General features: G+C 38.8%; 6 protein-coding genes. 2 read left to right on the top strand and 4 right to left on the bottom strand.

Features of this window, described 5'->3' with window-relative positions:
• Positions 1 to 120 precede the first annotated feature (120 nt).
• Both CVT08_RS09705 and CVT08_RS09700 read left to right on the top strand, forming a co-directional pair.
• Positions 121 to 7,800: an Ig-like domain-containing protein gene (locus tag CVT08_RS09705; RefSeq protein WP_230855936.1), complete on the top strand. Its 7,680-nt coding sequence runs from the start codon at positions 121 to 123 to the stop codon at positions 7,798 to 7,800.
• Between the two features lie 69 nt (positions 7,801 to 7,869).
• On the top strand, positions 7,870 to 8,223 hold the full coding sequence (locus CVT08_RS09700; RefSeq protein ID WP_021086308.1) for a hypothetical protein: 354 nt from the start codon (positions 7,870 to 7,872) through the stop codon (positions 8,221 to 8,223).
• Positions 8,224 to 8,261: 38 nt separating this feature from the next.
• Here CVT08_RS09700 and CVT08_RS09695 read toward each other — a convergent pair whose 3' ends face one another.
• From CVT08_RS09695 to CVT08_RS09680, 4 genes are all read right to left on the bottom strand, one after another.
• On the bottom strand, positions 8,262 to 10,028 hold the full coding sequence (locus CVT08_RS09695; protein WP_107856557.1) for an aryl-sulfate sulfotransferase: 1,767 nt from the start codon (positions 10,026 to 10,028) through the stop codon (positions 8,262 to 8,264).
• Between the two features lie 265 nt (positions 10,029 to 10,293).
• A complete protein-coding gene (locus CVT08_RS09690; RefSeq protein WP_107856556.1) occupies positions 10,294 to 11,418 on the bottom strand; it encodes a cytochrome d ubiquinol oxidase subunit II in 1,125 nt (374 codons plus the stop codon).
• Complete coding sequence (locus CVT08_RS09685) at positions 11,411 to 12,946, bottom strand: cytochrome ubiquinol oxidase subunit I (protein WP_107856555.1); 1,536 nt, start codon at positions 12,944 to 12,946, stop codon at positions 11,411 to 11,413. Before CVT08_RS09685 ends, CVT08_RS09690 begins: the two co-directional genes overlap by 8 nt.
• A gap of 1 nt (position 12,947) precedes the next feature.
• Entirely contained in the window at positions 12,948 to 13,163 is a 216-nt protein-coding gene (locus CVT08_RS09680) for a DUF4492 domain-containing protein (RefSeq protein WP_009295224.1), read from the bottom strand.
• Between the last annotated feature and the right edge of the window lie 79 nt (positions 13,164 to 13,242).

Below are 13,242 nucleotides of genomic sequence, written 5' to 3'. Positions count from 1 at the left end.
GCTATCGCAACAGATGAAGCTGGCAACGTAAGCGAGAACTCAGAAATTTCTTGGATAAAAGTAGATACTAATCCAGGTCAAGTAGTAATCACTAGAATAACAGATGACAATGGTGATGACGTGCTAAATGGCTCTTATGAAGGTGCTATGAAAGACAATACTCCAACTATTTGGGGTACAGGCGAGCAGTACGCAACTGTAACTGTTAGCGTAAAAGATAGTAGCGGTAAAGTAGTATGGAGCGATGAAGTATATATAGAAGATAGCCTTGGTGATTGGCATATTGACGTACCAGTAGCATTAAATGATGGCGACTATACTGTTGAAGCTAGTATGCAAGACTATGTCAAAAACCCAGTTCAAAACTCAAACGTTGTAAATCTTACAATAGACAACGCAACTGACAAACCAGTCATTAAAGAGATCATTGATGATGTTGAAGGTGATACAGGCGATATAAGCTCTAAAAATAATTGGACTAATGACAACACTCCAACACTAAAAGGTAGCGCTGAAGCTGGTGCAGATATAAAAGTATTTGTTGATGGTAAGATAGCAGGTACTACAAAAGCTGGTCTTGATGGTAGCTGGGAATTTACACCAAGAACTAAACTTAGCGATGGCGATCATACATTCTATGTAGAGGCAACTGATAAGATAGGCAATAAAAACACTTCAGATATTGAAACTATAAAAGTAGATACTAATCCAGGCAAAGTAGTAATCACTAGCGTAACAGATGACAACGGTGATGACGCTCTAAATGGTGCTTACGAAGGTGCTACAAAAGACAATACTCCAACTATAAACGGCTTTGCAGAGCCTTATTCAACTGTAACTGTTAGCGTAAAAGATAGCAGTGGCAAGGTAGTATGGAGTGGCGAAGTTTATGTAGAAGATAGCCTTGGCGACTGGTCTATCACAGTAGATAAACCACTAAATGATGGTGACTATACTGTTGAAGCTAGTATGCAAGACTATGTCAAAAACCCAGTTCAAAACTCAAACGTTGTAAGCTTAACAGTTGATACTGCAACTAACATACCAGAGATCAAAGAGATCGTTGATAATGTAGCTGGTGGCGTAGAAAATGGCGATGTTAAAGGTAAAGTTACAAACGACAATACCCCAACACTAAAAGGTAGCGCTGAAGCTGGTGCAGATATAAAAGTATTTGTTGATGGTAAGATAGCAGGTACTACAAAAGCTGGTCTTGATGGTAGCTGGGAATTTACACCAAGAACTAAACTTGGCGACGGCGAGCATAAATTTGTCGTAGAAGCGACTGATAAACTAGGACATAGCGCTAAATCTGTAGAAGCAAGCGTAGATGTTGATACAACAATAGGCAATCCAAAAGTTAGATTTGTAGAAGATACAAACAATGACGGTGTTTTAAGTGTAGCTGAAGTAGCTGCTATAAAAGATGGCAAAGCTCACTGGGTTATCGACATCCCAACAGATGGTAGCGTAAAAGCTGGCGATGTGATCCAATCAATCGATGGCAAAGGTAATTGGGTTAAATTTGTTGAGATTACTGACGAGATGATCAAAGATGGTAGATTTGAAGCTACATTTAACGTTGGTATCAACAAACTAAAAGATGGAAAATATGAGACTCCAGAGTATAGATTTGCTGATGAAGCTGGCAATGTTAGTGACTCATCAAAAGCTAGCCTTTCACTTGATAGCGAATTTAGTAGAAAACCAAGCAACCCAGAAATTAAATTCCCAGAAGATACAAACAAAGATGGCAAAATTTCTGATGATGAAAACAAAGCTGGTGACAAAGATGCTGGTAAAACAACAGTAGAAGTTACTATACCAAAAGATGGTTCAGTAAAACCAGGTGATAAAGTAGTAGTTACTGATGACAATGGTAAAAAGACTGAAAAACCAATCAACCAAGATGATATCGATAAAGGTAAGATTGATATCCCAGTTGATCTAAACCCAGGTAAAGATAACAATGTAACAGCAGAGATCATCAATCCAAATAACCCTAATAACCCAGGCAAGGATAGCAAGGTGATAGGTGAGGCTTCAAGCACTGTTAAAGTAACAATTGATGAGATCATCGATGATGTAACTGGTGGCGTAGTAAATGGTGATGTTAAAAATGGTCTAACAAACGATAATCTACCAACATTCAAAGGTAGTGCAGCACCAGGCGCAACAGTAGAAATTTACGAAAGCTTCTACACAACTACAGAAAAAACTCTAGTTGGTAAAACAGTAGCTGACGCTAATGGCAAATGGAGCTTTACTCCAACTGAGGCTATGGGTGATGGAGAACACTACTTTGAAGCAGTTGCTACAGATAAAGTAGGCAATAAATCAACATCTGATAGAGTTTCACTTGATGTTGATACATTTGCAGATGCTCCTGTAATAGATGCTGTAAATGACAATGTAGATAGCCAAACTGGCAACGTTTTAGATGTTAAAACAAAAGTTGCTCTAACAAACGACAGCACACCAACTCTTGAAGGATATGCTGAGCCTGATTCAGTCATCACTATATATGAGATTAGCGAGCTAAATGGCGATAAAACAGCTATAGGAACAGTCACAGCTGATAATCATGGTGGTTGGAAATTTGAACTACCTGAATTAGGAGATGGTGAGTATAAATATACTACAAGAGCACAAGATAAAGCAGGAAATATCTCAGACTTCTCAGAGGTTGTAGTAGTTAATGCTGATCTAATAGCTCCATCAGAACCAACAATTACATTTGTTGAAGATGTAAATCCAAAAGATGGCAAGCTAAATAAAGCTGAAAATAGCAAAGATGGCGATAGTGCTAGCACAAAAGCTCAAATTTCTGTCCCAGGTGATGCTGAAGAAAATGATGTGATCCACTACACTGTAAATGGTGAGGAAAAAACACATACTATTACTTACAATGACAGAGTAACTGGATATGTAGAGATCAAAGTACCAGTAGTTGATGGTAAAGCTTCAAGCGTAACAGCTAAGATCGTTGATCAAGCTGGTAATGCTAGCAAAGAAGTATCTGGTAGTGTAGACTCAGACTTTACAGCTCCAAATGTTAAGATCACAGGCATCATTGATAATGTAGAAGGCGGTGTATATAAAGGTAATGTTGCAGGCACTAACACAAATGACAATAAGCCAACTATAAAAGGTACAGCTGATGCAAATCAAGAAGTCATTCTTTATGATAATAACAAAGAGTTTGGTAGAGCCACAGCTGACAAAGATGGCAACTGGGAATTTAAACCAAGCGACTATAAAGAGCCACTAGCAGATCTTGTTGGCCGTGTTCATGTTATAAAAGCAGTAGTAACAGATGCAGCTGGCAACACTAGCGAAGCAACTTCTGCACTAGAAGTTGATACAACTATCGGTGCTCCAAAAGTATCTATCAAAGAAGATGCAGATCACAATGGAGTTCTAAGCGTAGAAGAAGCTAAGAATTTAAAAGATAGTAAGATCCACTGGGAAGTAGAGATACCAAAAGATGGCACTGTAAGCGCAGGTGATGTTCTTCAAGTACTTGGAAAAGATGGTAAATGGAAAATCGAAAAAGTCTTATCAAATGACGATCTAGGTAAAAGCTTTGAATACGAAGCAACTTTATCAGGAAAACACTTTGAAAGCCCAAGCTATAGAATAGTCGATCTAGTTGGTAACCAAAGCACAGCTATACATGCTAATGTACAACTTGACAGCGAATTTAGCAGAAAACCAAGCAACCCAGAAATTAAATTCCCAGAAGATACAAACAAAGATGGCAAAATTTCTGATGATGAAAACAAAGCTAATGACAATGATGCTGGTAAAACAACAGTAGAAGTTACTATACCAAAAGATGGTTCAGTAAAACCAGGTGATAAAGTAGTTGTTACTGATGACAATGGCAAAAAGACTGAAAAACCAATCAACCAAGATGACATCGATAAAGGCAAGATTGATATCCCAGTTGATCTAAACCCAGGTAAAGATAACAATGTAACAGCAGAGATCATCAATCCAAATAACCCTAACAACCCAGGCAAGGATAGCAAGGTGATAGGTGAAGATAGTGAGAATACTAAAGCTCCAGAAGCTCCAGTTATTACAGAAGTAATTGATGATCAAAGGGGCGGTAAATTTAACGAAGATGTTAAAGGTGGCTTAACAAACGATAGCACGCCTACATTTAAAGGCACTGCAAAACCAGGTACAACTATCACTCTTAAAAATGGTAACGATGTTATCGCTGATAATATCCCTGTAAAAACTGATGGTAGCTGGGAATTTACTATAAAAACTCCACTTGCTCAGGGTGATTACAGTATAACAGCAACTGCAAAAAATGCAGCTGGTAAAGTAAGCGCTCCTTCAGATGCTGCAACTATCAAGATCGATCTTCACTCTGATGAACCAGTCATCACTGAGATCATTGATAATGTGGCTGGTGGTGTAGTAAATGGCGATGTTAAAGGTGGCTTAACAAACGACAACACTCCAACTCTAAAAGGCACAGCTGAGCCATTTGCGACTGTTGAGATCAAGATTGATGGTAGAGGTAGTTATAGATTTGAGAATGGTGAAGTTATCAGCAACTGGACTGCAGTAGCTGATAAAGATGGTAACTGGGAATTTACAACACCTAAACTAAGCGATGGACACCATAACTTTGAAGCTCAAGCGACCGATGTAGCTGGCAATAACAGCCAACCTTCTGCTCTAGTAAGCATAGATGTTGATACTCATATCGATGCTCCAGTCATCACCGCAGTAAAAGATAACTGGTGGGGTGGTGTTGAAAATGACGGAAATGTACTTGGCGTAAATGACGGCTTTACAAATGATACTACACCAACATTTAAAGGCAAAGCTGAGGCTGGCTCAACTATCGTTCTTAAAAATGGTAACGATATTATCGCTGAAAAAGTTGTTGTAGATAGTGATGGCAATTGGGAATTTACTCCGAAATCTCCACTTGCTGAAGGTAAGTACAATGTAGTAGCTATCGCAACTGATAAAGCTGGTAATGTTAGCGATCCATCAAATGTTGCAACTGTAAATGTTGATATAAGTACCACAAAGCCAGTTATAACTGAGATCATCGATGATGTTGCTGGTGGTGTTGTAGGTAATGTTAAAAATGCTCTTACAAATGACAACTTGCCAACACTAAAAGGTACAGCTGAGGCATTCTCAACCGTTAAGATAATGGTAGATGATAAACTAGTATTTAAAGATGGCAAAGAAGTAACAGTTACAGCTGATAAAGACGGCAACTGGGAATATACATTTGAGGCAAATTTAAACTGGGGCGGCAAAGTACATGCTGCACTAGAAGATGGAGCACATACTCTTAAAGTTCAAACAACCGATAGAGCAGGCAACAGAAGCGCTGTATCAGAGTGGTCAAGTGTAGATGTTGATACAACTATCGGCGTTCCAACAGTTAAGATAACAACTGATATAAATAGCGATAAGAAGATAGACATAACTGATGCTTCAGCTCTAAAAGATGGCAAGCTTAAATGGGTTATCGACATCCCAGAAAATACTGTAAAAGCAGGCGATAGGGTTCAAATTCTTGGAAGCGATGCTCAAACTTGGACAGATATCTTTAAAGTAACTGCGCAAGATATAGCTAAAGGCTTTATAGAAAGAGATGAATTTAGTATCGATATGCCAAAATCAAGAGGCTTCCAAACTCCGTCTTATAGACTAGTTGATGATGCAGGTAATGTAAGTGAAGGTTCTATGGATGCAGTAAAAATAGTAGGTTTTGCTCCAAAAGCTCCAACTATCATAGCAGTTCTAGATAACGAGTATGGTATAGATCCAAAGGACCCAATCAGCATAAACGCTGGAGATACAACTGGTAATGTCTTGGAAGGAGTTATAGCTATAACAAACGACAATACTCCTACGTTAATGGGTAAAGCTGAAGCTGGTACAACCATCACTCTTAAAAATGGCAATACAATAATCGCTGATAATATCCCAGTGGATGCTAACGGTAGTTGGCATTATGAACCAAAAGAGAATTCTCCATGGGCTGATGGCGACTATGAGATAAAAGCAATTGCTAAAAATGTGTTTGGTAAAGAGAGTGAGCCTTCAAGCCTAATCACAGTAACAGTTGATACTACAAAGCCTGAGGTAACTTTGAATAGTATTGAAGATAATGTAAAAACCAATGATGTTGTTGATTTTACTGGAAACGTTAAAGACAAATTTACAAATGATAACACTCCAGTTCTAAAAGGCACAGCTGAGGCTGGATCTACAATCATCATAAAATATGGTGAGCATCACGAGAATGTGGTTACAACTAAAGCTGATGAAAATGGTTCTTGGAACTATAAGATCACTAATCCTCTTAGCGATGGTGAGCATATAGTCTCATACCAAGCAGTAGATAAAGCTGGTAACACTAGCCCTGAATGTGTAGCTAATGTAACAGTTGATACTAAGATAGTTGATTTAAGGATTGATTATCTTGGCGATAAAAACCATGATGGTAAATATAGTTGGAGCGATAATATATCTAACGAAAATAACGTTATATATTGCTGCGCTAGGTTCTCAAAAGAGGCAGTTGATCAAGGCTTAATTAAAGTTGGTGATAAGTTATATTATGAAGTTCATTCAAATGTTGGAGCATGGAATAAAGGCGTTGTTAAAGAACCAGTAACCATTACAGAGCTTGATCTTAAGAGAGGATATGTGGATCTAACTTCTGTTGCAAACATTACCTATCCATCAAAAGAGTTAATACCTTTTGGTAAAACAGCTAATGGCTTTAACCTAAGTGCTAAAGCTTATTTGGTAGATGAAGCTGGAAATATGGGCAAACAAGCAAGTGAAGATCTAGTATTTGACTTTAGCGATAAGCCAGCTGATCCTGTTAAAAACATAAAGATCAATGCTGAAGCTATCTATGGAGATAATGATACAGGTTTATTGCTAGAAGGACATGGACCAGTACTAAAAGCTTCTACTGAGTTGCAACCACAGATAAATGGCAATGATAACTATGAGATAGATGTCAAAACTATAACTCATAAATCAGAATTTACACTTGGCTCTGGCGATGATGTAGTAAATATCCATAAGAGTGGTAATGGCTGGGGCTGGATAAACATGGACTCTAAGATAGATCTAGGTGATGGCAATAATAGATTAACTGTGGCTGCAGATCTTGACCACTCTACTGTTATATCTGGCAAAGGCGATGACTATATAGAGATCAAAGACGATGTTGCTAATGGTGCTAAGATCATCACAGGTGCAGGTAATGACACTGTGATAGTAGGAGATACAGTAGCAAATACTATATTTACCAAAGTTGGAATTTCAACTGGTGATGGCAACGATAGTGTAACTATCAAAGGCAATGCTATAGACAAAGCTAAGATAGATCTAGGCAATGGCGATGATACTCTAACCATCAAAGCAGCACACGTTATAGGCGGCGTAGATGACAAAGGTGCTCTTGATGGAGGCAAAGGCTATGATAAGCTAATCATCTCTAGCCCAGAAGATACTATAGATCTAAAACATGTTTCATATCATGCTAAGAATTTTGAAGAGCTTGATATATCTGGTGCTAAAAACACTACTCTAAAAGTTGGCATCAAGGATGTCCTAGATATGACTGATGATAAACATACGCTAAAAATCACAGGCGATAAAGGTGATGTAGTCGATCTAAAAGAGGACGTTAAAGGCAATGGATGGCATCAAGGTGCTTCAGAAGATGGTTACACAACATATACAAACAACACCGTAACTATTCAAATCAAAGACGAGATCCACGTTATCTAGTCTAAAAATATAAGCAGGGCGGATAAAGTCTGCCTTGCTTTGAATTTGTTTGCGGTGAAGGGAGTTTGTATGCAAAGCGAGAAGACAAAAAATTTACTCGATGAAGTAAATGAAACAATAGATTTTATATTTAGAACCTGTAACAGAAATGGTGGCACGAAGAAGGCTTTAGAAGATAAAAAGCTAAGTAGAGAAATTTTAAAAGATAAATTTAAATCGATCTTTTTAAAATTTGGCCAGATAGATGAGGCTAGTTTTAAGAGTGCGATCCTCGCAAATGAGGAAGCAAAAGAGCTAAATGAGATAGCGATGGCTCTTGAGATAGATAAAGATGTAAGCTTGCTAGAGCTAGAGCGAGCGATAAATTTTGACCTAACTAGCGTCAAAGAAGAAATTTATAAATTTCAAAACAATATCCGATAAAAATGGTGTGAGAGGGGGTCTCACACCAAACTTTCAAACTAGTAATTAAACACTTCAGGATCGATAACCATCGCTCTATAAGCGACATCATCTCTTGAAGCAGAATCCACATCCATCTCAAATTTTATATCATTTGTCTTCGGGTCGATCTCGACTAAGACCATTTTGATAGTCTTGTCAGGGCGAAGTAAATTTACATTTGAGCTTGAGATAAAGTAGGTGCTTTTATCCTTTTGCCACTCGACATTGCTAGTAACCGCGCTGTAAAAGTCAAATCCACGCTCCTTACCAAACTGCCAAGTCTGCTCAACCGTGCCCTTTTTCTCATCTATCTTATATTCAACTGCACGGGAGTATTTCTCCTCTTTAAGTGCTGGTTGCTCCATGCCTCTAGCATCGCCATTGTCAAAGACGCTTATATGCTTTATATCGCCCTTGTTTTCGTATCTTGGCGTTAGCCATGCGGTGTGCTGAGTCCATGACCAGTCAAATTCGCCCTCGCATTTTGAGTTTTCGCATTTTATCTTGTTGCCTTTACTATCTACTGGAGTTAGCACTTTTGTTTTAAAGTCCTCGCTCCAGCCCTCAGGCGAGGCTAATATCCATTTTACTTTTTTATCGCGTCCTATCTTTACGATGCCTTGGTGACGAAGCGAAAGGATGATGCTATCATCGCTCTCATCGTATGAGATAGAATTTACATGCGCCCAGTTTCTGCCTGTGCCAGTGGAGGTGACATCGCCAAATGGCTGATCGTCGCTTATCTTGATCTCTTTTGCGTCCATGTCGATATTTAGGCAAACAGCCCTAGCATCAAGTGCTTTTATGAGGTTGCTACGATAAACGTTGTTGCCAAAAATTTCATTTAGATCCCACTCTTCGACCACCTTGCCAGTGTTATCGACCTCGATGATGTGGTCTCTTATGGTGTGAGAAATTTTGCCATTTTTGTGATGATAGTTGTATTTTGCTACTCTAAGAAGTGCGTGATCATCTTTTAGTGGCATCACCTCGTGGCTTAGGTCGATGTAGCCTCTAGGTAGTGGGCGGTTGTAAATTTCTTTTCCCATTAGATCATATCTAAGATATCTTTGAGCCATGCCAAAGCTGATATCGCCGTTTTTTAGCTGATGAAAGCCCATCATCATACCCCCATCCATCACTCTTCTCTCGCTACGGTCGTAAAATTTCTGATAGTCAAGATACCATCTCACCTCACCTTTTGTATCTACGATGTAGTTTTCGGTAAAGTCGTTCCAGCTAGCAGCTCCACCATTTTTCCAATCAAGCGGTTTATAGACGCTTGTTATTGTGTTGTTTATGAGATAGAGCCTATTTTTAAAGGCAGGATCGACCTTTTTGACGCGAGTTTTTTGCATGTGTGAGAACCTAAAATCACGGCTATATGTGACGATAGGTTGGGCGTAAATTTTATATGTCTCAACCTTTTTAGCACCGTTAAATGTGTAGCTAAGCTCGACCTCGTTTAGATAGTCAGGATAAAGTCCCCAAATAGGCACGCCGTCATGTGTAAGCAAGGCATGCTCTGAGACGTTGTAGTCGATATCGATACCGCCATCTGGCTTGCCTTTTACTTTGACGTGGATATCTTTGATATCTTTGCCAGCTCTATCGATGATAGCAGTTAGCGGCGATACGTCGTAGGGGTTTATAAAGACTGAGCCAAGCTCTCCTTGAACCTTTACTTGATGAGCCAAGACACCAGCGTTTAGTGGAGCACTAAAGCCAAAACCACTCACCAAAACAGCCGCAAGGGCAACAGAACCTAAGAAATTCTTGCTCATTTTCGCTCCTTTGTGAAATTTAATGATATCTTACTCCCCAAATTTCACACAAAACTAACGCTTATATGAAAATAGGCTTAAGTAAATTTATAAAAGAAGTCGTTTTAAGAGGTAAAAATAAAAAGAAGAATTTAGGAGCAAAAGCCCCTAAATTTTAGTTATTTGCGTCAAATTTCTTAAGAGAAAAGAGAACAAATTTGTAGCTAATAAATAGCGTTACTGGCCAAAGTATCAAAAAAATTCCTGCTTCTAACATCTTTTATCCTTAGTATGCGTGATGATCGTTTTTGATCTCATCTTGCGTGATCTTCTTGCTATCTATCGCTCTCCAAACTACGACGATATAGGCAAGCACGAAAGGCACTAGCAAGCTAACATAGGACATAACGCCAAGTGTGTAGTGGCTTGAGCTTGCATTTTTGATAGTTAGCGAACTAGCAAGGTCGCTAAATGACGGATAAAATGCTGTGCCATTTAGTCCTGTTATCAAAAATAGTGCAGTCACAGCTAGCGTAACGCCAACGCCGTAAGCAAAAATTCCGCGAATGCTTTTTGTAAATGCTCCTTGGAAAATTCCAACAAGCACCAAAAGCACGCCAACAAGAAGCAATATGCCAGCGATAGGCATCTCGATCAAATTTATAGCGTATTTGTAAGGCACAAGGCTAACTACGCCGTTTGCGTCATATGCAAAGCCATCTTTTGTAAGTATCCACGCAAGAAATCCTAAGAAAAATGGCAAGAATAGCACGGTATTAACAAGTAGCTGTTTTCTAGCGTTTTGTATAAATTCACCATCAGCAATGTTGTTCATAAGATATAAGCAGCCGCCTATGCGAGATAGGAAAAACATCGCTATGCCAAGCAAGTACAAGTAAGGATTTGATAAAGCTTCAAGACCACGAAATGGAGTCTTCCACTCGACAAAGTTGTGTTCATTTAGCACAAAATCACTACCGCTAAAAAATGTGCTAACCGCCATGCCGATAAGGATAACGCCAAGCGAGCCATTTATGAAAAGGAAAATTTCATAAGTTCTAGCGCCCAAGAAGTTATCAGGCTTTTTGCGGTACTCGTAGCTTACAGCTTGGACGATAAAGCAAAATAAAATAGCCAGCCAAACCCAGTAAGCACCACCAAAACTAGTAGCGTAAAATAGCGGGAATGCCGCAAAGCAAGCACCGCCAAACATAACAAGCGTTGTAAATGTAAGCTCCCATTTTCTACCGATAGAATTTATGAGCATATCTTTTTTAAGCTCGTCTTTGCCAAGGCTAAAGATGAGCGTTTGACCGCCTTGAACGAACATCATAAACACCAAAAGTCCGCCAAGAAGGCTAACTATAAACCACCAATAAATTTGTAAATTTTCTAAGCTTAAACTATGCATGGTCGTTAAATCCTATCTTTATTTGCTTAAGCATGATTTTGATCTCGGCAATCAGCAAGACCGTAAATAAAACAGCAAATAATATAAATGAAATTTTGACATTTGAGTCAGATAAATTTGTAGCTCCAACACCAACGGTCATTAGATCTTGTATCGTCCAAGGCTGACGGCCGACCTCTGCTACTATCCAGCCAGCCTCAGCTGCGATGTAGCCAAGCGGTATGGTAAAGAGGCAGATCCACAAAAATGCTCTTATGTTTTCAAATTTATATTTTCTTGAGAGATTTAGATAAAGAGTGATAACAAAAAGAGCTATAAAATATGTACCAAGTGCTACCATGATGTGGAAGCTATAAAATGTAAGCGCAACTGGTGGCACTGCCTCTTTTGCGTCTTTAAGATAGCCATATCCTAAGAAATTTAGGTTGCTCTCTAAATTTGAAAGTGAGCTTTTCATCAAGCTCTCGTCATTTGTTTTTTTAGCCTCTTTGTAGTTTTTAAGAGCTTCGATAGCTACTTTGCCCTTTGCCATCTTCTCTTCTACGCTTATTAGATTGTGCTCGCTGTTGCCATAAAGTAGGTCATTTATGCCTGGTGTAAATGAGTTAAGCTCTCTGTTTGCCATGATACCAAGTGCGTAAGGTACTTTTATCTCAAACAAAAAGGCATCGCTCTCATCGTCAAGCTTTTTAGCTGGGTTTAAAATACCAGCTGCAACTAGTCCAGCATTTTTCTCGCCTTTATAAAGTCCCTCCATGGCTGCTAGCTTCATAGGCTGCTTTTGAGCTGCAAGATATGCGCTCTCATCACCGCTAAGTAGCAAAAATGCCGAAGTGATAAGACCAAATGCGCTAGCAACTACGATGCTTTTTTTAGCTAGCAAGATGTGGCGTTTTTTTATCAAAAACCAAGCAGAAATTCCTATCACAAAAAGAGCTGAGATAGTGTAGCCGCTAGTTACTGTGTGTAAAAATTTAGTGATACCAAGTGGATTTAGCGCAACTTCGAAGAAATTTTGCATCTCCATTCTAGCTGTGTCTGGGTTAAATTTCATGCCTATTGGATACTGCATCCAGCCATTTGCGATCAAGATCCAAAGTGCGCTTAAATTTGAACCGATCGCAACAAGCCATGTTGAAAGTAGGTGAAATTTCTTACTAACCTTTTCCCAACCAAAAAACATAATGGCAAAAAAAGTACTCTCCATGAAAAATGCTAGCAAGCCCTCGATCGCAAGTGGAGCGCCGAAGATATCGCCGACAAACCAGCTATAATTCGCCCAGTTTGTACCAAACTCAAACTCCATGATGATACCAGTAGCTACACCAATAGCGAAATTTATACCAAAGAGCTTTAGCCAAAATTTCGTTATCTCAAGCCAGGCCTTATCGCCAGTTTTGACATATATCGTCTCCATAATGGCGATGATAAAACTTAGCCCCAACGTAAGCGGGACAAACAAAAAGTGGTAAATGGCAGTCAGCGCAAACTGAGCCCTAGACCAATCAACAAAATCCATCTCAGACATTTTATTCCTTTATTAAATTACGAATTACAAATTCGCTTTTTTCTTCGTCGGTTTGAAATTTGGTATTAAGAGTTTCATCAAAGATAAAGACCTTTAATATCCCAAACATAATGATAAGCTTTATCGCTATGAGAAGCCATAGTTTCTTGCCTATTTTCATATTTTTAAAGCCGTCTATATATAAAGAGGCGATGTTTTTTAAGCAGTTTTTAATCATGATGTCGAAGTCTATAACAAAAAAACTTAAAGAATAATTTTTAAAAATTGCACGATTAATGCCTTACTAAATATTTAAG

It is taken from the genome of Campylobacter concisus, assembly GCF_003048835.2.
In the GTDB taxonomy this organism is placed as follows: Bacteria; Campylobacterota; Campylobacteria; order Campylobacterales; family Campylobacteraceae; genus Campylobacter_A; species Campylobacter_A concisus_D.
The sequence above is the reverse complement of the archived record's forward strand: the minus strand, read 5'-3'. Positions and strand labels throughout refer to the sequence as shown.